This window comes from Vibrio tasmaniensis (genome assembly GCF_024347635.1).
GTDB lineage: Bacteria > Pseudomonadota > Gammaproteobacteria > Enterobacterales > Vibrionaceae > Vibrio > Vibrio tasmaniensis.
Genome location: NZ_AP025510.1, coordinates 984,103 through 1,008,207 on the forward strand (window position 1 = coordinate 984,103; position 24,105 = coordinate 1,008,207).

The 24,105-nt window shown below is 44.2% G+C and carries 20 protein-coding genes and 2 tRNA genes; 10 read left to right on the forward strand and 12 right to left on the reverse strand.

Annotated features, from left to right (window positions below):
• Positions 1-62 precede the first annotated feature (62 nt).
• The 3 genes from OCV44_RS04725 to gap form a co-directional block, all read right to left on the reverse strand.
• On the reverse strand, positions 63-2,099 hold the full coding sequence (locus OCV44_RS04725; RefSeq protein ID WP_139685386.1) for a methyl-accepting chemotaxis protein: 2,037 nt from the start codon (positions 2,097-2,099) through the stop codon (positions 63-65).
• A gap of 331 nt (positions 2,100-2,430) precedes the next feature.
• Positions 2,431-3,315 carry a D-hexose-6-phosphate mutarotase gene (locus tag OCV44_RS04730; RefSeq protein WP_139685385.1) on the reverse strand — a complete coding sequence of 295 codons (885 nt, stop codon included), beginning with the start codon at positions 3,313-3,315 and terminating at the stop codon, positions 2,431-2,433.
• Between the two features lie 240 nt (positions 3,316-3,555).
• A complete protein-coding gene (gap, locus tag OCV44_RS04735; protein ID WP_026012234.1) occupies positions 3,556-4,551 on the reverse strand; it encodes a type I glyceraldehyde-3-phosphate dehydrogenase in 996 nt (331 codons plus the stop codon).
• Positions 4,552-4,870: 319 nt separating this feature from the next.
• Between gap and msrB the strand changes: the two genes are divergently transcribed.
• On the forward strand, positions 4,871-5,308 hold the full coding sequence (gene msrB, locus OCV44_RS04740) for a peptide-methionine (R)-S-oxide reductase MsrB (protein WP_139685384.1): 438 nt from the start codon (positions 4,871-4,873) through the stop codon (positions 5,306-5,308).
• Positions 5,309-5,487: 179 nt separating this feature from the next.
• On the opposite strand, the gene OCV44_RS04745 is transcribed toward msrB, so the two are convergent.
• Positions 5,488-6,294, reverse strand: coding sequence for a DUF2989 domain-containing protein (locus OCV44_RS04745; RefSeq protein WP_139685383.1), 807 nt, complete (start codon positions 6,292-6,294; stop codon positions 5,488-5,490).
• A gap of 113 nt (positions 6,295-6,407) precedes the next feature.
• Here OCV44_RS04745 and OCV44_RS04750 point away from each other — a divergent pair, with 113 nt between their 5' ends.
• On the forward strand, positions 6,408-6,689 hold the full coding sequence (locus tag OCV44_RS04750; protein ID WP_010437067.1) for a YeaC family protein: 282 nt from the start codon (positions 6,408-6,410) through the stop codon (positions 6,687-6,689).
• A 147-nt stretch (positions 6,690-6,836) separates the two neighbouring features.
• On the opposite strand, the gene ansA is transcribed toward OCV44_RS04750, so the two are convergent.
• Both ansA and sppA read right to left on the reverse strand, forming a co-directional pair.
• Positions 6,837-7,853 carry an asparaginase gene (ansA, locus tag OCV44_RS04755; protein ID WP_012603507.1) on the reverse strand — a complete coding sequence of 339 codons (1,017 nt, stop codon included), beginning with the start codon at positions 7,851-7,853 and terminating at the stop codon, positions 6,837-6,839.
• 118 nt (positions 7,854-7,971) lie between these two features.
• Positions 7,972-9,822 carry a signal peptide peptidase SppA gene (gene sppA / locus OCV44_RS04760; protein ID WP_139685382.1) on the reverse strand — a complete coding sequence of 617 codons (1,851 nt, stop codon included), beginning with the start codon at positions 9,820-9,822 and terminating at the stop codon, positions 7,972-7,974.
• 279 nt (positions 9,823-10,101) lie between these two features.
• Here sppA and OCV44_RS04765 point away from each other — a divergent pair, with 279 nt between their 5' ends.
• The 3 genes from OCV44_RS04765 to OCV44_RS04775 all read left to right on the forward strand — a co-directional run bounded on the left by OCV44_RS04765 (position 10,102) and on the right by OCV44_RS04775 (position 14,957).
• Positions 10,102-12,111, forward strand: a complete 2,010-nt coding sequence (locus OCV44_RS04765; protein WP_170213734.1) for an NADPH-dependent 2,4-dienoyl-CoA reductase — start codon at positions 10,102-10,104, stop codon at positions 12,109-12,111.
• A 220-nt stretch (positions 12,112-12,331) separates the two neighbouring features.
• Complete coding sequence (locus tag OCV44_RS04770) at positions 12,332-12,880, forward strand: NAD(P)H nitroreductase (protein ID WP_139685381.1); 549 nt, start codon at positions 12,332-12,334, stop codon at positions 12,878-12,880.
• Between the two features lie 115 nt (positions 12,881-12,995).
• Positions 12,996-14,957, forward strand: coding sequence for a DNA topoisomerase III (locus OCV44_RS04775; protein WP_139685380.1), 1,962 nt, complete (start codon positions 12,996-12,998; stop codon positions 14,955-14,957).
• Positions 14,958-15,010: 53 nt separating this feature from the next.
• Here the strand turns inward: OCV44_RS04775 and OCV44_RS04780 are convergent, their stop codons facing one another.
• Together OCV44_RS04780 and OCV44_RS04785 are read right to left on the reverse strand one after the other, a co-directional pair.
• Positions 15,011-16,012 carry a DUF3080 domain-containing protein gene (locus OCV44_RS04780; protein WP_139685379.1) on the reverse strand — a complete coding sequence of 334 codons (1,002 nt, stop codon included), beginning with the start codon at positions 16,010-16,012 and terminating at the stop codon, positions 15,011-15,013.
• Between the two features lie 7 nt (positions 16,013-16,019).
• On the reverse strand, positions 16,020-16,706 hold the full coding sequence (locus OCV44_RS04785; protein WP_139685378.1) for an SDR family oxidoreductase: 687 nt from the start codon (positions 16,704-16,706) through the stop codon (positions 16,020-16,022).
• 261 nt (positions 16,707-16,967) lie between these two features.
• Between OCV44_RS04785 and OCV44_RS04790 the strand changes: the two genes are divergently transcribed.
• Complete coding sequence (locus OCV44_RS04790) at positions 16,968-17,888, forward strand: histone deacetylase family protein (RefSeq protein WP_139685377.1); 921 nt, start codon at positions 16,968-16,970, stop codon at positions 17,886-17,888.
• Between the two features lie 65 nt (positions 17,889-17,953).
• Here OCV44_RS04790 and OCV44_RS04795 read toward each other — a convergent pair.
• Positions 17,954-18,044: transfer RNA gene (locus tag OCV44_RS04795), tRNA-Ser, on the reverse strand.
• A gap of 325 nt (positions 18,045-18,369) precedes the next feature.
• Here OCV44_RS04795 and OCV44_RS04800 point away from each other — a divergent pair.
• The 3 genes from OCV44_RS04800 to OCV44_RS04810 all read left to right on the forward strand — a co-directional run bounded on the left by OCV44_RS04800 (position 18,370) and on the right by OCV44_RS04810 (position 20,256).
• Positions 18,370-18,813, forward strand: coding sequence for an RrF2 family transcriptional regulator (locus OCV44_RS04800; RefSeq protein ID WP_139685376.1), 444 nt, complete (start codon positions 18,370-18,372; stop codon positions 18,811-18,813).
• A 36-nt stretch (positions 18,814-18,849) separates the two neighbouring features.
• Complete coding sequence (locus OCV44_RS04805) at positions 18,850-20,034, forward strand: NnrS family protein (RefSeq protein WP_139685401.1); 1,185 nt, start codon at positions 18,850-18,852, stop codon at positions 20,032-20,034.
• 78 nt (positions 20,035-20,112) lie between these two features.
• Positions 20,113-20,256, forward strand: coding sequence for a hypothetical protein (locus OCV44_RS04810; RefSeq protein ID WP_261900930.1), 144 nt, complete (start codon positions 20,113-20,115; stop codon positions 20,254-20,256).
• Between the two features lie 460 nt (positions 20,257-20,716).
• On the opposite strand, the gene OCV44_RS04815 is transcribed toward OCV44_RS04810, so the two are convergent.
• The 3 genes from OCV44_RS04815 to OCV44_RS04825 form a co-directional block, all read right to left on the reverse strand.
• Positions 20,717-20,807: transfer RNA gene (locus tag OCV44_RS04815), tRNA-Ser, on the reverse strand.
• A 138-nt stretch (positions 20,808-20,945) separates the two neighbouring features.
• The gene (locus OCV44_RS04820) at positions 20,946-22,742 is read right to left on the reverse strand and encodes a DUF3413 domain-containing protein (RefSeq protein WP_139685374.1); all 1,797 of its coding nucleotides are present in this window, start codon (positions 22,740-22,742) and stop codon (positions 20,946-20,948) included.
• A 27-nt stretch (positions 22,743-22,769) separates the two neighbouring features.
• Positions 22,770-22,997 (reverse strand): YejL family protein, encoded by a 228-nt coding sequence (locus tag OCV44_RS04825; protein ID WP_004734063.1) that lies wholly within the window; start codon positions 22,995-22,997, stop codon positions 22,770-22,772.
• 84 nt (positions 22,998-23,081) lie between these two features.
• Between OCV44_RS04825 and yejK the strand changes: the two genes are divergently transcribed.
• Positions 23,082-24,086: a nucleoid-associated protein YejK gene (gene yejK / locus OCV44_RS04830; protein ID WP_139685373.1), complete on the forward strand. Its 1,005-nt coding sequence runs from the start codon at positions 23,082-23,084 to the stop codon at positions 24,084-24,086.
• Positions 24,087-24,105 lie beyond the last annotated feature (19 nt).

Here is a 24,105-nt window from a genome sequence, read left to right on the forward strand (position 1 = left end):
CCAACACATGGTTGGCTCTATTGGTTATGAGCGAATCACTGATAAAACAGTGAACTCGGCTTCTAGCTAAAGAAGTTAACTTGGTTTTTCAACGACTCCGCTTGTTTTTGAAGCTCATCAGCACTGTGAGAAGTCTTAGCGCTGGTTTCACGGCTTTGCTGATTCAAATCGCTGATCGCATGTGCGTTTGCGGCGATTTCTTGAGAAACCTGAGCTTGCTCTTCTGATGTTGCAGCTATGGTTTCGGCTTGAGATGCAATTGATTCAACTTGAGAGGCAATCGACTCTAGAGCTGTGCCTGCTTCTTGAGCTTTATCAAGAACTTGATTGGCATTCGATTGGCTTTGTGTCATCAGGTTTACGGCATTGTTAGTTGAAGATTTCAACTTCTCGATGATGCTCACGACGTCTTGTACTGACGTTTGTGTACGATGGGCCAACGTTCTTACTTCGTCAGCGACCACGGCAAAACCACGACCTTGATCACCTGCACGCGCAGCTTCTATTGCAGCGTTCAACGCAAGTAAGTTGGTTTGCTCTGCGATGTCATCAATCATCTTGGTAACGGTTTGAATGCTTTCGCTATCAGAACTCACTTGCTCGATAGCTGATGCTGATTTGTCTAATTGGTCATTGAGCTGGGCAACATCAATACATACACCCTCAACGACTTCTAAACCTTTCTGGCTATCTTCATTAGCAAGGCGAACATTTTCAGCAATGCTGTTTACTTGCTGCGCGACAGATTCTGCCGAGGTGGCCATCTCTTCAATGGCGGTAACGACTTGCTCAACCTGTGCTTGCTGGCGATCAGCTTGGCTCAAGTTGTGGCTGGCATCCTGTGACACGCTGCTAGAGCTGCTTTGTACTTGATCACTGGTCGTTCGAATTTCTCCAACGAGTGTGTTCAATTGAGCAGCCATGTTCGCAACGCCGGTATTTAGGTTGCTGATTTCATTCTTAGTCTGTTTGCCGTTGTTTGGAATATGTAAGCTGACTTCGCCTTTTCCTAAGCGCATCATGTATTCGTTTAAAGTCGTTAACGGCGTCAAGGTACGGTTCAATACGAGCGTTAACACGACGATAGTCGCGGCGGCAATCAAGGTCGCGATTATCGCGATAAGTTTCAGCAGTTCGTCGCTGCCTTTAGTGACTTCACTAATAAATGTGCCGCCAAGTAGCTTCCAATTCCACCCCGGAACTTCGGTATAGACGAGGTATTTTTCGCCCACTGTTTCTTGATATTCAAAAGGGTAGAGAATCAAGCCGGATGGCTGTTCAAAGAGCTGATAGAAAGGTTTGTTACCGTCGTAGTCAGCAACATCCACAATCGATTTATCACCTCCAGCATTAGTAGGGTGTAGTAAGTACTGGCCTTGATGATCTTTTTCATTATCAACGATGATGGTATAGCCAGTATCGCCCCACGAGACAGAACGCAATGACTCGAACAGGTTTTGTGTCGCCTCTTCTACGGGTAGACCAATGAAAGAGACACCGTTAACTTTGCCTTGTGCATTCGTTAGAGGTGCGTAGTAGGTAATGTAGCGTTGGCCGAACAGCTTCACTTGCGCGTAATAAGCTTGGCCATTTTTGAGTTTGTTATAGCCAGGATGATCCTTGCCTAACGTTGTGGCAACAACACGTTCCCCTGACGGTTTTTTAAGAGAAGTAGACACGCGAATAAAGTCATCGCCAAATGGGGCAAATAGGGTTGCTACAGCGCCGGTGTCGCGAGTAAAGCTATCAACGAGTTTAGTGTCGTTGATTAGGCTCTCACCATATTGAGTCATGTTAGGAATGGAATGACCGTTGAACTCAACGTCGTAGTTCTCAACATAAACACCTGCTAGGTAACCGTTACGAAAGGTGGATTCTAAAACTTTGGCGGTATGCAGGTAGGCATCGAATTGGCCAGATATTGTTTTGGCCATCGCTTCTACTTTGGATTGGTGTTCCCTTAACGTGTTGTCTAATAATACTTGTGACGCATTGCGATACACGAGCGTTGCGATGGAGCCAAAGGCGATAAGTAAGCACAGCAAAATGACCAACTTAAGTTGGAAGCCAACACTTTGATTTTTGTATTTCTCGAACATGAATTCATTATCCTGTCTTCATTGAGGTGTTGTTTAGTAGTTTTAGGTAAGCTTGTTATTGAGCCTCCTATCATAAGTACTTATTTATCGGCAGTAATTGATAATAATTAATGAATTGATGGTTATGTTTATAAATTATGGCGTGTCCAGTGGGACTGAAGCGGATCAATGAAACGTAATTTGGAATGTATCTGAATCAGAGTAGATAGACTTTACTGAGAGTTAAATGACAAGTTGGTCATGGTCATGGTTATGGGAATATAGAAGATTAGGGGCAATAAAAATGCAGCTCATGGCTGCATTTTCGTTTCTAATTGGCGTTGCTTTAAGCTTATTTCGAAGCTAGCACCGTAATCAGTTGGTGGCTTTCGCCAGGCTGTAGCGTTTTACCTGCTTCTAGGCTCGGGGCGTGCAGTGTTGACTCTACACACATCATGGTTAGGTAACCGTCGTCTTGCATATCGCCCATCGCTGCTGCGCCTTCCGCCCACGGGTTCCACAATACTGCAGAGTTATGACCGTGGTTTTCAACCGTTAGTGTGCGATCCAGCTTTTTGTCAGCTACAAATATTTTCGCTTCTGGTTGCGTGTAAACGCGGTCAATCGTGTCAGTCAGCACTAACTCAGCACCACCTTGGCAGATCTTGCCACCTTGCAGGCTATCAATGTACTCAGCACCCATACCGGTTGTGGTAGTGTTGTGAATATCACCAACGTTTAGGTAAGTGTGTAGGGCTCCAGAGAAAGTCCATGGTTGTGAATCTGTGTTCTTCACATCCAAAGTTACTTTCAGTTGATCACCAATCTCAACATTCAGTCGAGCATCGAACTGATGCGGCCATACTGTTAGCGTTTCTTCGTTTGGTTTTAAACCTAAGCTAACGATTACGCCTGCTTCGCTTTCACGGTGCTCAACTAATTGCCATTCACTTGAACGAGCAAAACCATGTGCCGGTGCTGCAATACGACCAAACCAAGGCCAACATACTGGAATACCACCGCGCAAAGCTGTCTTTCCATCGAACTTAGCTTGCTGACTCATCCAAATTAAGTCTTCCTGACCTTGCGGCTGGAATGACACCACATGGCCGCCAAACAATGAAATGGCTGCGTTTGCTTTATCGTGGATAACGCGAACCAATTTTACACCTTCGTGTTCAACGATAGTCACGTTATCAGAAAGTACAGTCAGTGCCGGTAGAGTAGATAAATCCATTACATGATCCTTCTAAGGAAATTGAATTCAAATGCTGGCTAGAACAGTGCTTGTGATTTTATGAGTGACAAGCAGAGCCAGTATTGGAATTGAATTTCAGTGTTTTGGTGATTGGGATTGAAGTCGGGAGCTGTTTAAAAGATAGCAGGTATTAAAAAGGCGACACTAAGGTCGCCTTTTTCAAAGTCTGCTCAAAACAGTCTTTGCTAATGCTTATCTAAAGCGATTTCTAAAAAGAAATTACTTAGAGATGTGAGCGATTAGGTCAAGAACTTTGTTTGAGTAACCGATTTCGTTGTCGTACCAAGATACAACTTTAACGAATTTGTCAGTTAGAGCAACACCAGCTTTAGCATCGAATACTGAAGTTTGAACTTCACCGATGAAATCTTGTGATACTACTTGGTCTTCAGTGTAACCAAGAACGCCAGCCATTTCGCCTTCAGAAGCTTCTTTCATTGCAGCACAAATTTCTTCGTAAGATGCAGATGCTTTTAGGTTAACAGTTAGGTCAACTACAGATACGTTAGCAGTTGGTACACGGAAAGCCATACCAGTTAGAAGGCCGTTTAGTTCTGGAAGAACAACGCCTACTGCTTTAGCAGCACCAGTTGAAGATGGGATGATGTTTTGAGAAGCACCACGGCCACCGCGCCAGTCTTTAGCAGAAGGGCCATCTACAGTTTTTTGAGTTGCTGTAGTAGCGTGAACTGTAGTCATAAGACCAGACTCAATGCCCCACTTATCGTTAAGTACTTTAGCGATAGGTGCAAGACAGTTAGTAGTACAAGAAGCGTTAGAAACGATGTCTTGACCAGCGTAAGATGCTTGGTTAACGCCCATTACGAACATTGGAGTTGCATCTTTAGAAGGACCAGTAAGAACTACTTTCTTAGCGCCAGCTGTGATGTGCTTACGTGCAGTCTCGTCAGTTAGGAAAAGACCAGTTGCTTCAGCAACTACGTCTACTTCGATAGCATCCCACTTAAGATCTTCTGGGTTACGCTCAGCTGTAACACGTACAGTTTTACCGTTAACGATTAGGTTACCGCCTTCAACTTCAACAGTACCGTTGAAACGGCCGTGAGTTGAGTCGTACTTAAGCATGTATGCCATGTACTCTACGTCGATTAGATCGTTAATACCTACTACTTCGATGTCTGCACGCTCTTGAGCTGCGCGGAATACGAAACGGCCGATACGGCCAAAACCGTTAATACCTACTTTGATAGTCATTGTAGTTGCTCCACAACTTAATTTCTGATTAAAGATAACTGGTAGTAAAATTACAGAATCCAGTATACATCTGCAATAGATAATCCGACTTAACTTGTTTAATGTCAAAAAAAAGCGACGCTTTTCTTAACAATTGGGTGTAAGTGGTTGAAAATTGACCATTGCGAGTGGCTCTGTACCCTTCCAGTTGGGTAAAATACCTCTAAATGATGATTCACTTATGAGTGTATATGTACAATGTTTCCTGGTGAGAAAGTATGTGCTACAAAACGACCCATATGCAAGCCTTTATAGAAAAAAGTAAATATAATAACTGAGAATGTGGAGATATATTAACGTGGTTCAAAAGGGAGGAGATATGATAAAGCCTGATGAATACTGGCGTGAGCACCTAACGGATGACGAATTTTCTGTGTGTCGTCAGCGTGGTACTGAAGCCCCTTATAGCGGTAAGTTACTGCACAACCATAAGACGGGTGTCTATAGCTGCACATGCTGCGAAAGCCCTTTGTTTCTGTCGGATAACAAATATGACTCTGGGTGCGGTTGGCCAAGCTTTGATGCCCCAGTGAATGATCAAGCAGTGCGCTATATAGAAGATCTAAGTCACGGAATGAAGCGTGTCGAGATCCGTTGTACCGCTTGTGATAGCCATTTAGGTCACGTTTTTCCTGATGGTCCCAAGACAACAGGTGAACGGTTCTGTGTGAATTCCGTGTCGTTAGTTTTCAACAAAAATGACGAAAGTACGAAATAACTTGTCACAATTGTCTAATCCTTACAGGTTGTATTTGTTGATTGAGTGGTACTGAACGGTCTAAAACTTAGGTATTTCCTAGTTAAATCTAGTCAAACAAAAACAGCTACCATGATGGTAGCTGTTTTTTTGAAAGCTTGTGAATAGGACGTTTGGACTAGAAAACGAGAACCGTGCGATCAGTAACGAGGTACGATTGAAGGGCTGTAAACCTCATCTTCAATAGCTTCGACTATATTGTCCGCGTCTTGATTCAGTTGTTCGTATGTTGACTCATCGAAACGGTACAACACGGTAAGTTCTGCTTCCGAAGCAATAGGCACATCAAAGTTTTTGGCAACCATTGCCCAGACGTACGCTTTTTTCATGTGACCAAGGCTGTGGTTGATACTCGCCATTGATTTGAAGATCTCGGTGTTGACCTTCGAACCATTAGAAAGCGTTAACGCATTATTGAGTAGCTTAAGCGTCTTTTCATGGTCACGGGTAGTATAGAAAGTGGCTAGCGCATATTGCATCTCTGCTGTGTTTAATGCTTCTGTCCCTTCTAATTGCAGGAAGCTGCGTCTTGCGTTGGTATCCCCAGTTTGTGACCACATAAAATAAAGCGTTTCAGGGGTATTTGATCGCGAGAGTTCATCAACAATACGTTCAGAATCCTCGATACTATTCATTAACGAGGTGAAGCGGCGTTCTTGAAGTTTGGATTGATCGATCGTTTCGATCTGTGCAGCAAGCTCTAGACACTTTTTGTAGACAGAGACTAATTCGAACTCTTTAATCTTATTGGTATCGCTAGGGTTCTCTTTTGCTTCAAATTTATGCCAGACAAGGTCGGTACGTGCGACACGGCACTGTCCGTCGTTCATGTTTAGTTTTTCACACTGAAGCCACGGGTTGCTTTCGCACAATTGACCGGTATTTTTGTTGCCGTCAAAGCACCCAACCAGAGTGAAGGGCAATAGGCTTAGTACCAACCATTTCATAATTTTCATATTCCTTCACTTGTGATCAAATACACTTATTTTCAGTCAGGTTCTTGACTCAATTCTGATACGGGTTATTTTCTGGTGAAAATTGTTAAAACTAAGGCCTTACCATGGATGCAGAACAACTTCTTAGCGCAATGACCCCCGAGGTCTACGAACGTTTAACCTACGCAGTTGAAACGGGTAAATGGCCAGAAGGAACAGCGCTCTCTAAAGAGCAGCGCGACTCGTGTATGCAGGCGGTTATGTTATATCAATCGAAACATAACTCTGAAGCTCAACATATGACAATTGCAGCCGGCGGAGAAATTAGCTTCAAATCAAAGTCTGAACTAAAGAAGCAGTTTAAGTCCGACCAAGAAGATATTGTTAGAGTTAATCCTAATCATTAGGCTTAAATTACAGCAAAGGGGTGGCACTGTGCCACCCCTTTTTTACTGTTAAGCCATTTATTTATAAACAAAAATGCGATTTAGTTCAGGTTTATGTGAGGGGCTGATTAACGGCAATTCCTCGGCTAAACGAATCGCTGGTTAGGCTTATAAGCTCATCTCACCGCGCAGCACTTGTTGCATTTGAGCCTTCACTTCTTCGTAGCTTAAATCTTGGCTCAATAGATAATGTAACTTCGCCAGTGCCGCTTCTGGTGTCATATCGTAACCACTGATAACGCCTGATTCTGCTAGTGCACAACCCGTCGCGTAACCACCCATATTGACTTTACCCGCCAAACACTGAGTTAGGTTCACTACAATCACACCTCGTTCAGAGGCATCTTTTAAGTGCTGAAGTAGCTCTTGATTTTGTGGTGCGTTACCAACCCCAAAAGTAAGCAGGATCATTGCATTTACAGGTTGTAGTAGCGTGTTGCGAATCACTTCATGTGAGATGCCTGGGTACATAGTGATTACGCCGATGGGTTGCGGAGTAATGTTATGAACCTTGAAAGCACCTTCAGGTTGTTCGTTTACCTTAACGTTATTGCTGATCTGGATATTGATACCCGCTTCTAGCAATGGGGTTAGGTTTGGAGAGGTAAACGCATTGAAGCCATCTGCGTGTGATTTTGTGCTGCGGTTACCACGCATCAACTTGTTGTTGAAAAACAGTGTCACTTCGTTGATCGGGTAGTTCGCTGCAATGTGCAGAGCATTAAGCAGGTTTGCTTGTCCGTCTGAACGTAGCTCTGCCAATGGGATCTGAGAGCCCGTAACAATCACAGGTTTGCCGAGGTTTTCTAACATGAATGACAGAGCTGAGGCGGTGTAAGCCATAGTGTCTGTACCGTGCAGGATAACGAAACCATCGTACTTATCGTAGTTCGCGCGAATATCATCAGCGATAGTCTGCCAATCAAGTGGCGTCATATCTGAAGAGTCCATTAATGGAGAGTATTCATGAATGGTGTACTCAGGCATTTCTGGGCGATGGAATTCAGGCATGCCAGCTAGCTGCTTATCCATAAAACCTGCGACTGGGACATAGCCGTGGTCCAAAGACTTCTGCATGCCAATTGTGCCGCCGGTATACGCGATATAGATGTGTTTTCTTTCCATGGCGATTAATACTTAGTGTGATATAGGGAACAGGGGGGCGATTATAGCGAATTATCATGCAATAAAAAGAGGCGCCTCACACAGAGGCGCCTCTTGATAACAAAGCGTTGAGATTATCTTATTGAACTTGGCAGTTTAAGCAAAAAGCGTATCGGCCTTGTGGGTCGTTAAAGTTACCTAACAGCTGGCTATCTTGAGCTAACTGCTGAGTAACAGGCTGTAAACTACTTGGAATCATTGATTGAATATCAAAGCCTATCGACATCTGAACTTGATTCATAAATTCTTGAATAAATTGTTCAGTCGTTGAAAGTGGCTCTTCTACCCAGTAGATGTTGTAGGTTTCAAGCTCTGCAAGTGAAGCCGCTGCTGCAATCGCATCATCAAAATCACCAATTTCATCGACTAGACCTTTCTGGATTGCATCTTGGCCAGTCCATACTCGGCCTTGAGCGATCTTGTCGACGGCATCGACTTCCATGCCGCGATTCGCTCCAACTAGGCTGATGAAACGGCGGTAACCATTTTCAATGCCCATTTGGAACGCATCTTTCGCGCCGTCGCTAAGCCCAGTCGTAATACCAAGACCAGAGAAAGGTGACGTACCAACGCCATCAGTGTAAATACCAATATCGTTCAACCCCTTTTCGAAGGTTGTGATAACACTGAAGATACCAATCGAACCGGTTAAGGTTGTTGGTTGAGCTAGGATCTTGTCCGCACCCATCGAGATCCAGTAACCACCAGAAGCAGCAAGGCTAGACATGGAAACCACAACCGGTTTGCCGGCTTCTTTAAGCGCTTCGACTTCGTTGCGAATCACTTCTGAAGCAAAGGCACTGCCGCCCGGGCTGTCTACACGAAGTACAACGGCTTTTACTTGATCGTCATTACGAGCTTGGCGAAGTAGGGCTGCTGTGGTATCACCACCAACGGTGCCGCGTGGCTGCTTACCATCCATAATTGCTCCACTAGCAACAATCACAGCAACATCGTGCGATTCACTTGTTAGGTCAGGAAGCATGGTTGTACGGTACTCGTAGTACCCCAACGCGTTATAGCTGTCTTGGCCATCACTGCCGAAGACGTCTGCGAGCTCTAGGCGAACTTGTTGGCGTGTTGCTAACTCATCCACTAAGCCGAGTTTCTCAGCCAGTTTTGCGATATCGCCATCAACCGACTCAAGATCTTTTAAGAAAGAGTCCATGCTTGGGTTCAGCGTTTTCGCGTCGATTTGACGGTTGTTGCTTACGTCATCAACGTACGCGCCCCACAGTTGGCTTAACCAACGAGAAGCAGATTCTTTCGCTGCATCTGACATGTCGTCACGAATGAAAGGCTCGATAGCTGACTTGTAAGTACCCACACGGAACACGTGCGTGTTGACGTCTAGCTTCTCTAATAACGTTTTGTAGTAAAGCGAGTAGGCGCTGTAACCTTTAAGAAGAACCCCACCATCTGGTGATAGGAAGACTTTAGTTGCGTAGCTGGCTAGGTAGTATTGGCTTTGGTTGTAAAAGTCACCCACCGCATAAATCGGTTTGCCAGTTGCTTTGAACTCGTTGAGTGCTTTAGCAATGTAGCGAAGCTTGGTCAGATTGGTTTCTGGCAGTTCTTTGAGTGCTAAAACGATACCAGTAACCTTGTCATCGTCTTTGGCGTAGCGAATCGTTTCAACAATATCAAACAGGACGTTCTCTTTTGGAAGGTCTTTGCCAAGCAGTGAACCCGTGACCGAATCCATCGGATTGATATAGCGACTTTGCTCTACGATAGGACCAGACAGGTTAAGTACTAAAGCCGATTCCTGTGGAACAGTCGGCTGAGTTGTGTCTGAGTGGAAGTACACAAAGTAGATGATGGCGATACTGAGTAAAAAGAAAAGGTTTACCAGCGCAAGACGTACAAACGTGATGAGCTTCCAAATCCCTTTAAAGATCATGCCTATAAATTTGAATATTTTTTTCATTCTGTCTCCGCAGTGAGATCATGTTGCTTTAATAAGCAGCAGTACTATTAATCTCAATAATATGAACTGCTTAATATCCTACGATAATTCCTAAGCTCAAACTATACCAAGAAGTGTTAATCGATTTATATTCTCATTAAGTGTAGTCAAATTAGGGGTTTCTGAACGATTAATGCGTCCTGCATTATGATCGGTGTTACAAAAATGTAAACGGTTGTTTGAACTTTTGGTGATTGAGTTATATTGTGGTCTGACCACAAGGATATAATAATAGAAGTGATGTCTGCCATGTACCCACATTTACTCGAACCACTCGATCTTGGATTTACTCAGTTACGTAACCGTGTATTGATGGGATCAATGCACACGGGTTTAGAAGAAAATAAAGAAGGCCTCCACAAGCTTGCCGCGTTTTACGAAGAGCGAGCAAAAGGAGGCGTTGGCCTTATTGTTACCGGTGGTTTCTCTCCTAATTTACGTGGCAGATTGACCCCATTTAGTGCTGAGTTCAGTAAAGTTAAGCACGCAAAAGCTCACCAAGTTGTTACCGAGGCCGTGCATAAGCATGGCGGTAAAATTGCCCTTCAGTTGCTACATGCTGGCCGCTATGCAATGCACCCATTCGCGCAAAGTGCTTCGGGCATCAAAGCGCCAATCGCTAAGTTTGCACCGAGTGAGATGAGCCCTCGTCAAATCAAAAAGACCATCGGTGCCTTTGCCAACAGTGCAGAACTCGCTCAGGTTGCTGGCTATGACGGCATAGAGATCATGGGCTCTGAAGGCTACTTGATTAACCAATTTATCTGTAAACGTACTAACATGCGTTATGACGAATGGGGCGGTTCTTATGAGAAGCGCATGCGTTTCCCATTAGAGATCGTTAAATCGATTCGCGAAGCGGTGGGTAAAGATTTCATCATTATTTTCCGCTTATCGATGCTGGATTTGGTTGAGCAAGGCAGCACGTTTGAAGATGTTGTACTTCTGGCTCAGAAGTTAGAAGAAGCGGGCGTGACTATCATCAATACCGGCATTGGTTGGCATGAAGCTCGTGTTCCGACTATCGCGACGCAAGTACCAAGAGGGGCATTCTCTTGGGTGACGGAAAAAGTAAAACCATACGTGTCGATCCCAGTGGTGACATGTAACCGAATCAACACGCCTGAAGAGGCCGAACGTATTCTCAGTTCAGGACAGGCCGACATGGTATCAATGGCTCGTCCATTCTTGGCTGACCCTGATTTCGTTAATAAAGCGGCTCAAGACCAAGCTCAGTTCATTAACACCTGTATCGGTTGTAACCAAGCTTGTCTTGATAACGTATTCAAAGGCAAAAGAGCGAGTTGTTTGGTTAACCCTCGAGCTTGTTACGAGACTGAAATTGTTGTTCAACCTGCCGAAGCGACCAAAACTATTGCTGTTGTTGGCGCTGGGCCTGCTGGTTTAGCCTGTGCGACTACGTTGGCACAGCGTGGTCATAATGTTGATCTGATTGAGAAAAATGACCGTATCGGCGGACAATTTAGATTGGCAATGCAGATTCCGGGTAAAGAAGAGTTCAGAGAAACGATTCGTTACTTTGCTAACCAAATAGATGCATCAGGCGTGAACTTAAAACTGGATACTGAAGCGACGTTTGAGATGTTGTTGAAGTACGATGAAGTCGTGATGGCTGCTGGTGTTGAACCCAGAAAGCTTGATATTGAAGGGATAGATCAAGAAAACGTCGTCGACTATCAAACCTTGATTCGCGAAAAGACACCAGTAGGCGAAAAAGTCGCGATTGTTGGTGCGGGTGGTATTGGTATTGATGTGGCAACTATGCTGACAGAGCCGACTTCTCACAGCTTGGATGACTGGCTGCATGAATGGGGCATTGATAAGAATATGGAACACCCAGGGGGACTTTATCCTTACCCTGATTCGTTCAGTGATAAAACGGTTTGGGTGATGCAGCGTAAAGTCGGGCGTGTCGGTAAAGGCCCAGGTAAAACCACAGGTTGGATTCATAAACGCACATTAGAAAAACGTGGTGTGAACTTACTTGGTGGTGTGAGCTACAACAAGATTGACGACCAAGGTCTGCATATCAGCGTTGGTAAGAAAGATCAGTTACTCGATGCCGATTCCGTTATCGTGTGTGCGGGTCAGGTTTCAGTTCGTCCGTTTGAAGATATGTGGCAAGAGTTTGGTGGCAAACTGCACGTGATAGGCGGTGCCGATTATGCAGGTGAACTGGATGCCGTGCGTGCGATTCGACAAGGTGTTGAGCTGGCGATCAAGTTATAGAGTCAGCGATTAAACTGTAATTATATCGATAGACACGCTCGTTCAATCCGTTGAACTAGACTATTAAACAAGGCTCCTAAGTCATAGATTTAGGAGCCTTTATTGTTTCCAGTGTCGTTTCAAATATGGCTTCAAATGGACAGCTGTTGAGATTTATTATCGTTTGTGTTTTGTGCTACAGTTCAACTATACAAACAATAAAAATTAGTAAGGACTTCAAATGGATGCTTTGGATCTATTGCTCAACAGACGCTCAATCGCAAAACTCTCTGATCCAGCACCTGAAGGTGTAGCGTTAGAAAACATCATCAAAGCGGGCTTACGAGCTCCAGACCACGGAGCTCTAACACCATGGCGCTTTGTTATCGCGCAAGGCTCAGGGTTACAGAAGCTCTCTGATATTTTGGTTCGTGCGGCACAAGCTGACGAGAGCGAAGAAGCGGTTATCGAGAAAGTTAAAAAAGCGCCGTTTCGAGCTCCTATGGTGATTACTATCATCGCAAAGGTAATCGAGCACGAGAAAGTGCCTGCATTCGAACAACACCTATCTGCGGGTTGCGCTGCACAGGCGATGCAAATGGCGGCTGTCGCGCAAGGTTTCCAAGGTTTTTGGCGTTCAGGTAAGTGGATGTTCCACCCAGAAGTACACCAAGCGTTTGGCCTAGAAGGCGACGATGAAATTGTTGGTTTCCTATACCTAGGCACTCCGGGCTGTACGCCAATGAAAGCGCCAGAACGTGACTTCTCAAAGTTCGTCGAGTTCTTATAGAGAAAGTTGAAGCTTGAATAGTGGAATGCTAACTGTATAAACAACCAGTTTTCCTTGATTTATTAGGGCCACATTAGATAATGTGGCCCTAATTGTTTGTAGCACCTGGAAAAACATGTCTCGTCTTATTATTGCTGAAAAACCAAGCCTAGGCCGCGCGATCGCCGCTGCACTACCGAATCCACAGAAGAAAGACCAAGGGTTTATCAAATGTGGCAATGGGGATGTGGTGACTTGGTGTATTGGACACTTATTGGAGCAGGTTGAGCCAGACGCTTATGACGACCGTTATAAGAAGTGGAACTTAGCCGATCTTCCTATTGTGCCAGAGCAATGGCAACTAAGACCTCGTAAGACGTCAAGCAAACAGCTCACGGTGATCCGAAAGCTATTGAAAGACGCGACACAAATTGTTCATGCAGGAGACCCGGATAGAGAAGGGCAACTGCTAGTCGATGAAGTGATCGACTACTGCAAGGTATCTAAGACCAAGAAAGAGTCGATGGACAGGCTGCTGATCAGTGATTTGAACTTGCCAGCGGTAAAGCGTGCGCTCTCTCAAATGCGCAGTAACCGCGATTTTATCCCACTGTCTATTTCCGCTTTAGCACGCTCTAGAGCCGATTGGCTGTATGGCATGAATATGACCCGAGCTTACACCTTGCTTGGTCAAAAGGCGGGTTACCAAGGCGTGTTGTCGGTAGGGCGAGTGCAAACGCCTGTACTTGGTTTGGTCGTAAGGCGTGATGAAGAGATCGAAAACTTCATTCCTAAAGATTACTTCACTCTGCACGCTTTGATCCCTTATCAAAACAACGGCCAGAGCTTTGATATTCGCGCGCGTTGGAAACCAAGCGAAGCATGTAAACCATGGCAAGATGAAGAAGGCCGCGTGCTCAATCGAAAGCTGGTTGAGAATGTTGCTAACCGAATTGCTAATCAGCCTGCAACGGTGACGGAATCAGAGCAAAAGCAAAGCAAACAAGCGGCACCACTCCCTTATTCGCTGTCAGCTCTGCAGATTGATGCGTCTAAGCGTTTTGGTATGAGCGCTCAACAGGTACTCGACACTTGTCAGTCATTGTATGAGAAACACAAACTCATCACTTACCCACGTTCTGATAGCCGCTATCTACCTAAAGATCATTATTCGCAACGAGAGTCAGTCGTGGATGCTATCGCCAATAATGCGAAAGAGCTGCAAAGTGGTGCGCAAGGCGCGGATCTTTCTCTTAAATCCAAAGCATGGAACGACAGTAAGGTCGATGCTCACCACGCGATAATCCCAACGCCGAAGAAATCAGCGGTGAATGGCCTATCTGCCAATGAGATGAAAATCTATCAGCAAATCGCCCGCCAATATCTGATGCAGTTCTACCCACCTGCTGTTTTTGCGGATGCTAAGTTGGTTTTTGATATCGCTGGTGGTGTGTTCATCGCGAAAGGGCGTCAGCTTATCAACCCAGGTTGGAAGGTGTTGATGGGAAAAACGGACACCGAAGAGAAAGGCGATGGCACAGATACGGTTCCTCCGCTGGATAAAGGAACGGTGCTGACGTGTCGTGAAGGTATTATTGGCGATAAGAAAACCGAGCCACCAAAACACTTTACCGAAGCGACCTTGTTACAAGCTATGACCGGTATTGCGCGCTTTGTGGCAAACAAAGACCTTAAAGCTATTTTGAAAGAGACCGATGGCCTTGGAACAGAGGCAACTCGTGCGGGCATTCTAGATACTTTGTTCAAAAGACAGCTACTAACTCGACAAGGTAAAAGCATTCATAGCAGCCCTGCGGGGAGAGGTTTGATTAATGCCTTGCCTGAGGACTCGACCTTTCCCGATATGACCGCTCACTGGGAGCATCAGTTACAAGGTATGGCTGAACGAAACCAAGCGTATCAGCCCTTCATGCAAGAATTAGAAAGCAAGATCGACGGCTTGATGGGCAAGGTAAAAACGGGTGAAGTTCCTGAATCCCTGCGTCATCTTCCTAAAGTTGAAAGACCTGCCTTTAAACGTCGCAAAGCTGGTGGGACAAGGAAGAAGACTTACGCGAAGAAAGGCGCTAAAAGTTAATCAGTTAGAAACTGAAAGCTAACAACACCCATTATTGATATTGGGAATCAAGATTAACGACCTACCTTGCGTCCGCAGCGCTTAAACAACGTCTGCCAGTAATCAACATGGCGACGGGTTGATGCTCGAAAGGCTTGATGTGCATCTTGGATAGGAAAGTAATAGCTGTGTAGTTCAGGTTGCGCGTCAAACATACCAAGTTGCGGGGCTAACTGTTGATAATAGCCATCCAATTGTGCCATGTAAGGCTGAACCTTGCCAATGTATTGCAGCTCAAACACATTGTTGAGATATCTAAACTTGGTCGTGTCTCGCTGTTTGCCACAGATGATGCTGGCATCAAAAGTTGTGAGTTGTTGGGTGATGGTATCCAGTTCGGCCGAAGCACGAGATAGTGAGTAGTACAAATCCCCAAGGGTTGAACTCTTCTCTAATATTTCTTGAACCTCAGTAGTCTTGCCGGAAACGAGCGGTGTGTTTAACGCTTGATTTATGTGCTCTAGCGCGTCACTTGTCTGTCGTACTTGTTCGCCAATATCGGCACGTAACCACTGGCTACCACGCATTTGCGACTGCATGGCTTCACTGGCATAGATGAGATTCCATTGGTGCAGTGGAAATTGTGCGAGTTTTTGTTGCTCGATTTCTCTGAGTAATTCTACAATCTCAGGATCTAATTCGTTATTAGATAAACATTGACCAACACCTTCCAGTAGAGCGACTTGATAATCGTAATTTCGGAACTCGTCGGCGACTTTTCCAAGTACGGAGTTTCTTTCTGCAATCAGGTTGAATAATCCGCATTGTCGAAGTTGATAGCTGTCGATAAGCCCGATAGAGAGCGAAGGAACTTCAATAAACAGTTCTCGCTTTCTCGGTAAGCTGTCGAGATCCCAGTCTTCCTGTATCTCGTCAGCATCTTGCACGTTGGCTATTTTGGCCTGATAGTCGTCGAAGTAGTTCTGTGGGCTGTCATCGAAACATCCAGCTAGCACCATTGTTAGACACAAAAGTGTTGAACGTACGAGCAAGCTTGAGATAACGCGACGACCCATGTGACGGCTACCAGTCTATTTCGCTACCATCGAAATTAAAGAAGTGACCACTCACTTCAGTATTCGATGACTCTATTACAGTCACAAGGCCTTTAGCTGAAGTCTCTGTATCAATAAGAGCATTAGGTCCGCCCATTTCCGTCTGTACCCAGCCTGGATGCAGAGCTAATACAGTGAAGCCATTATCGGTCAAGTCGTTACTTAAGCTCTTCACAACGGAGTTTAAAGCGGCTTTAGATGAACGATAGATGTAGCCTCCGCCTGATGTGTTTTCAGACATGCTACCCACTCTAGACGAAAGACAGGCGATCTTTTTGACGTCACTACTTTCTATAAGAGGTAATAGAGTCTCGACAAGCTTCAATGGGGCAATTGTGTTGATTTCAAATACACGACGCCACTCTTCGACATCGGTATTACCCAGACCGTAACCTTTAGGGCCATAGTAGCCAGCGTTGTTGATCAAGATATCAATCGACTCTATTTGCGAGGGGAGTTGTTCTACTGCTTGATAATCGGTTATTTCTAATTGAATGCAGGTCAGGTTGCTACTGTGCTCTGCGAGTGAGAGCAGTTCTGTTGCTGAAGAGGCGTCACGATACGTTGCGTACACCTTGTGATTACCTTTCAAGTATTGTTGAGTCAGACTTAAGCCTATGCCGCGGTTCGCTCCAGTAATAAAAATAACGCTCATGGTGAGTCCTTTTCAGTTCAATTAGTTAAGTTTGATGGCTTAACACGAGAAAATCAACGCTCCACCAACTGGCTATTAGCATTCCTACAAAAATCATTACTGCTGCTGTTGAGCCGCAGATCACACCACAGATGAGTATTACGTTTTTCATTGTTGTCTCTGGAATTAATTGAAGGTAATGATAATTATTATCATTAATTAAGGTTGTCGCCAAGTCTGAGACTGTTATGATTTTGAGAAAGATACGCAATTTACTTGATTATGATTCCTTTAATTTACCACCCAATCTATTCGCAGTTACCTTTACCAGAAGGTCATCGTTACCCAATCAACAAATATCAGTTGTTACACAGTGCTGTTGAGGCGCTAATGGATAGCGATCCACAATGGGGTAATGCATTCGAAATGTTCCAGCCAATGCCTGTTTCGGTAGAACAAGTAAAGCAGGTGCACGATGGTGAATATGTCGATTTGCTGGTTTCTGGAAATTTGCCTGCAGCAAAAATGAGACGTATCGGTTTTCCGTGGAGCGAACAGCTTATAGAAAGAACACTCTATTCAAGTGGTGGAACCTGCTTGGCTGCAGAAATGGCCATCGAGAGTGGTTTGGCGATTCATTTGAGTGGTGGTTATCATCACGCACACCATGATTTTGGTAGCGGCTTTTGCTTGTTGAACGATCTGGTTTTAGCGGCAAAACATGCGCTGACCTTTGAACATATCGATAAAGTGCTTATCGTCGACAGCGATGTTCATCATGGTGACGGCACAGCAACTCTTTGCCAAGAGAAGGACGACATCATTACTCTTTCTTTCCACTGCGATAAGAACTTCCCTGCGCGTAAACCTCTATCTGATTTAGATGTGCCACTAAGCCGTGAAACAGAAGATAAAGAATTTCAGCGTTGTTTTGAACAAGTCACTAAGTTAGCGATTGCTCACCATCAACCTGATCTGATTATTTATGATGCGGGGATCGATATCCATCAAGATGACGAACTGGGTTATTTGAATGTTTCAACGCAAGGGATATTTAAACGCGATTGTTTCATGATTGAATTAGCGAAATCAGAGTCTATTCCAATGGCGTGCGTAGTGGGCGGTGGGTATCGTACTCAGCACCAAGATCTGGTGCCGATTCATATGCAGTTATTGAAGGCGGCATTTGCTGTCAGCAGTTGAACGGTGAACTTGTGCGATCTCCAGATACAAAAAAGCCGCTGATTTCTCAGCGGCTTTCTTTAATGTGGTGGAGGGATAGGGATTTGAACCCTAGAACCGCTATTAACGGTTGCCGGTTTTCAAGACCGGTGCTTTCGACCACTCAGCCATCCCTCCAGTGCTGCGAATAATATAGTGGGGCGATTCGCTTGTAAATACCCTTATTAACTGACTGCTTTTTTTATGAACAAGTTTGTGTGTTTTTATATGGCCAGAGTGAAAATATATCGAAAAATGTTCCTGATCGCTTCGATTTAGAGGAATAGATATCGTTTGAGAAAGGAAGGTGGAAAAAGGGTTTCATACAACAAATGTGAAAAACGTCATTAAGATCGACGCCTTCGCTTGTTGGTGCTTAGCCATCACTCCTCATTAGGGTTAACTTGCCTTTGTTGTCTATAAGATTCATAATAAATGCATCTTATAGAGTGAAATATCCAACATGCATATCACACGTTACACTGATTATTCCCTACGCGTTCTGATCTATTTAGCGATCAACAACCAATCTCTTAGCACTATTGGCGATATTGCTAACAGTTATGGCATTTCTAAAAACCATTTAATGAAGATCGTTCAGCAACTCAACCTCAAAGGACACTTGATCGCCACAAGAGGCAAAAATGGTGGTTTGAAACTCAGTTGCCATCCAAGTCAGATCAACATAGGTACGTTAGTTCGAGAGTTAGAAGACAAGCGTAACTTGGTTGAGTGTTTTGGCGAGGGTAATAGCTGTGTCATTACACCAAATTGCCAGTTAAAAACTATCTTTGCTGAAGCCCAAGAGTGTTTTTACAAAAGCTTAGACGCTTATAGCTTGCAAGATCTCCTCGGCGAAGGGCACAGCTACAAACTAGGGCAACTTTTGGCGGTTGACGTTATTTAAGCAAGCAAGTTTTGTTTACTCACTAGGTTTACGATGATGAAAGATTTAAATCACTCCTCTAACAATGGCGTTTCAATGACGGCATTTTTTGAGATCGCGTTTCGACCGTTTTTTTTGTTTGCATCACTTTTTAGTATTGCTGCTCTAGTTGGTTGGGCCGCGTTTTGGAATGGTAGCGCAACTCTGAATGTTTATGGCGGAGCAATGTGGTGGCATATTCATGAAATGTTATTTGGCTTTGCAGCCACTGTCGTGGTTGGTTTTCTACTGACGGCCGTACAAAACTGGACGGGTGTCCGCAGTATTAACGGACGCGGGCTAATGATACTTCTGGCTATCTGGTTGTGTGCGAGAATAGCAATGTTCCTGCCTAGTGTGTTTAGCCCTTGGTTGGTGGCTGCGCTCGATTTACTGTTTTTGCCTATCGCTGTCATTTACCTTGCTCACAATATTGTCAGTGTGAAGCTTTGGCGAAACCTGTTGTTCGTTCCTATTTTGCTGCTAATGACTGTTGCCAATGCGGCGATGCACTATGGTGTTCTATTTCAGCAGCCAATCTTAATTTCACAAGCGAGCTCAAGCATGGTGCTGCTGGTGACTCTAATAATGTGCATTATGGGTGGACGAGTCTTTCCTATGTTTACCGCGAATGGCACACAGACCCCACGAACTCCTGCATTACCATGGCTCGAAAAGCTGAGCATAGTGAGCACGATTTTCGCCGTTGTGTTGAGCTTCGAGGTACTTCCAGTTCCACAAGATATCGTTGCTTCCGTGTTTATTGTCAGTGGCTTGGCAAATGCGATTAGGGCTGTAAGGTGGAAAATATGGGTGACTTTTAAGACTCCTCTCGTGTGGTCTTTACACTTAAGCTATTGGGCCATTTCGTTAGGGTTGGTCTTATATGGTGCTTCGATCATTTCTCCATTGGTCACACAATCACAAGCGATTCATGCCTTAACCGTTGGTGGAATGGGAGTGATGATCTTATCCATGATCTCACGTGTGTCTTTAGGGCATACTGGTCGAACTATTGCGATTGGTAAAATAATGACTGCGGCGTTAATCGCCATTGTTTTTGCCTTTATTGTTCGAGTGTTTGGTGGATACTTTATAGATAATATTGTCTCTATCATCACCTTATCCAGTGCCCTGTGGGTTGTCGCCTACAGTTGCTTCGTTGTGTTGTACTTACCAATTTTAATAAAACCAAGGGCTTAAATACCTCAAGACACCAAGCAGCCAATTTGGCTAATATTAAAGTTGCATTTAAAATGCATCTTTAATATTATGACCTTAATGAGTTACTTAAATACAATCAAAGAGAGCATAATTATGAGCTGTTGTGGCGGATGTGGTGGTTCAAACCACGAAGAAAAAGCAAATGAAGCTGAACAAAAAAAACAAGCAGAGCAGCAAGAGACTAAGCAAGAAAACGCTTAATTAGATCTGCACTCAAGCCAAATTTAAAAATCCAGAGACTTCGATGAAGCCTCTGGATTTTTTTGTTTTTATAGCTTTATGATGCGAGCTTGAAATCAACCTGAATACTATTCGAGTCTGCAGTGGATTCTGACTTTTTAGCGAAGAATGAAACCCAACGGGTATGCATCACCAGTTTCGTCATCTTGAATGAACGCGCTGCGTAGATAAGTGTGGGTTAAGGTTTGTATCGAGAGCCGGAATGCGGAAGAGAACATACATTGAGATAGGGTGATGATATTCAAACAACGGTAGAGCCGTATTAGGCTTGTGCGGTTGAAGATGTCTCGTGAGTCACCGATTTCAACCAAGTCATCGACAATACGATCTTTGGATACTGTTAGACATCAGATCTTAAACTTCGATTAACTTTACGCTAGATGCAAAAAAGCCGCTGATTTCTCAGCGGCTTTCTTTAATGTGGTGGAGGGATAGGGATTTGAACCCTAGAACCGCTATTAACGGTTGCCGGTTTTCAAGACCGGTGCTTTCGACCACTCAGCCATCCCTCCAGTGGCGTGAATAATATAAGGGGCAGAGGATCTTGTAAACCCTTAATTTTCATAATTTTGTTTTGTTGCTTGTTTTCTAATCATTCACGGTAATAAAAAAGGGAAGCCATTGGCTTCCCTTTTCCTTTTGATGATCATTTAGTCATTTTTGGTATAGAACCGCTGTAACTCAGTAAGGCCTTGCATCAACACTGGCAAGCGAGGGCTTACATCTTTCAGACGTTTGTAATTCTGATCGTACAATTTGTAGTTACCAAACTTATCTAACACCGTTGTTTGTTGGTCAGTAACAAGAGCAAGTTCACGTGAGTCTCCTGCAAGAATCCATTTTCTTCTACGCTCATCAAACAGGCTACGGCCACTACTGAAATCTGTAGGGTTCGAAGATACACCTAATAGCTCTTGCATTAGCGTGACTGACACATCTAGGTGACTAGAACGGTGAGTATATTCAGATGCTGATTTACCTGGCCACTTGATGAACAGAGGCACTTGTAGTTGGTAACGACTGTAATTGGAGTTTGCACCCCAACTGTTGGTTTTCGTCTCGTTAAATTCAGTACCGTGGTTAGAGGTAATGATAACCACAGTGTTGTCTTGAAGATCTAGGCGCTCCAACTCTGCGTAGATTTTCGCTAACTGAACATCCGCCGCTTGAGTCGATTTTTGGTAGTCTGCAGTAAAACGTTCAGCGGTAGGCAACGTTACATCTGTTTCGTAACTAGAGAAGTTATCGAGCGTTGTTAGTTCAATAAAGTTAAACCAAGGGCTTTTTGCTTGTGGTGATTGAACCCATTCAGACCAAGCTTGTATTGCGCTTTGGTCATCATCTGTTGCTTGCTCTGGGAGCGCATCACGGCCTCGGAAGATGACTTCCGGGTAAAGGGCGTCGTCAAAGTCATCACCGCTAAAAGCGGCAAGTGTATAATTGTGATGATCTAGCACATCGAGCAGTACCGCACTCGAACCTTGTGCTTTGATGCTGCTTGCGTAGCTGCTAGGAAGGCCATAGAACAATCCGAAAATACCAAACATGTCGTTACTTGAACTGTAGTGATTGGTGAAGTTGATTGATTTTTGTGCATAGGCATAGCTGCTTGGCATCGCAGTGCTATTGAGTGCATCAGCGCGAAGATTATTCACACTCACAAGTAGAATATTAAGATCAGCACTGCGGCGGTTGTATTGAATTTTTTCTAGCGGGTAGCTAACTAAGTTTACGTTCTCTTGGTTCGCTTCTAAACGCTGTAAATACTCTTCACGGTCTAATAGACCATGCTTTTCCATAAAGCTTTTTGCTGTCATAGGATAAGACAGTGGGAAGTTCGCTTTCTGGCTTGTAATTGGGTTGTAGAAATACGCATCAGCCCACATGTAGGTCAAGTGGCTGCTGATGAAACACAAGAAGAAGACGGCGGTAATAGGACGGCCAATGTGTTTATGAGACAGTTTACGTTGCTTACGCCAAACCCACTCAGACAGACCTAGCTGCAATAAGAAGATGAGTGGCATTACAATGAAGAGGTGCTGCAAATCAGAAGTGAGTGCAGACTCCTCTCCACTGAATAAAACCTCCCACACGACAGGTGTCAGGTGGAGGTTTATATTTTGATACGTTTGGGTATCAATCAGTAGGACAGTTAAACCTATGGTTGCGAAGATAACGGCAACCAAACGTAATAACTTCCTCGACGGAAGAATAAAAGTGAGTGGGAACAGCACTAATAGATAGAGCGCGAACACCAAAAATCCAAAATGACCAACCCATGATGCAGCCAAATAGAATTGACCCAATAGGGTTTCCGGCCAAGCAGATTGAGTAATATAACGAGTACCAATCAACATCGCAGCAATGATGTTGAAAAATGCAAACCAGTGGCCCCAACCTACCAGTCGAGATACACGATCGCTATATGAGTTTGCGCTGTCTACCATTTATAATTCTTTTTCCGTCAATCAAACTTAGTGAGACTTTTTATCTTCAAGAGAAGAAATTAAAGCTTCGGCAAATTTTTCAGCAATTCCTTTGCGTTGTGAAGCAGCAACGTTCTGATTTAAGACATTGGTTGCGATATTTCCAGCGATCATCAATGAAAGCTCAGGTGAAGCTTTGTGCTTAGTCAGTACAGCACCTACTTCAGCTAGGATTTTTTCAACTTGATCATCTGTGTATTTAGATATAATCGGCATAAGGACTCTAATAATGATAGTAAAAGCGGCTTATGATAACCTACTATGCACAACAACTGAAACCTGAACGGTAATATTTTCACTATGAGCCTTCACCTTTCCAACGTAATTTTACACCAGCTAAGCAAGAACGATCAGGAAGAGCTGATTGTTAACTATCGTGCTGAATCCCTAGAAAACGATACTGCATCTGAAAACCTAGTCGCTGAACTTCACCGAGTTTTTAATTCAAAAGCAGGTAAAGGATTTGGTTCTTTCAAATCCGACAGCGAGTTCCAGAAGTCGTTGCATGAATTTCGAGCTGGAGAGCAAAGTTTTTATGATTTCTCTCAAAAAAGTGCGCTACGTCTAAAAGATGAGCTTTCAAAGTATCCTTTTGCTGATGAAGGCACTTTGGTACTGGCTGAGTATCAATCTTTGGCGACAGACTACCTTTTCATCGGACTACTGCCTTCAAACCAAAGTTTGAAAGTAACTGAAGGGCTAGATATTAGTGCGACGGATTACCTTGATATCTCGAAGATGGATATTGTTGCGCGCCTTGATCTTTCAACATACGACACAGACAAAGAGTCAAACCGTTACCTTACTTATATTAAAGGGCGCGTTGGTCGTAAAGTCGCTGACTTCTTCTTAGACTTCCTTCAAGCAGAAGTAGGCTTGGATGCTAAGCAGCAAAACCAAGTATTGATGCAAGCGGTAGAAGACTTTGTTTCTGACTCTAAGTTAGAGAAAGAGGAAGCGATCAGCTATAAAAAACAAGTAGCGGATTACTGTAACGAACAGCTTAAAGCGGGTGATGAAGTTCAAGTTCGTGAACTTTCTGGAGAATTGCCAGCAAGCACAGATGGTACAAGCTTCTTTGACTATACTAGTGAGCAAGGCTACGAGTTAGAAGACAGTTTCCCAGCAGACCGCGCAACTATGCGTAAACTAACAAAATTTGTTGGTGCTGGTGGCGGTTTGAATGTTAGTTTTGATAGTCTGCTTTTAGGTGAGCGTATCTTCTACGATCCAGAGACAGACACGCTAACCATTAAAGGGACGCCACCGAACTTACGTGATCAACTGACTCGCAATAAGTCATAGTTCGAAGTGATTAGGTAGC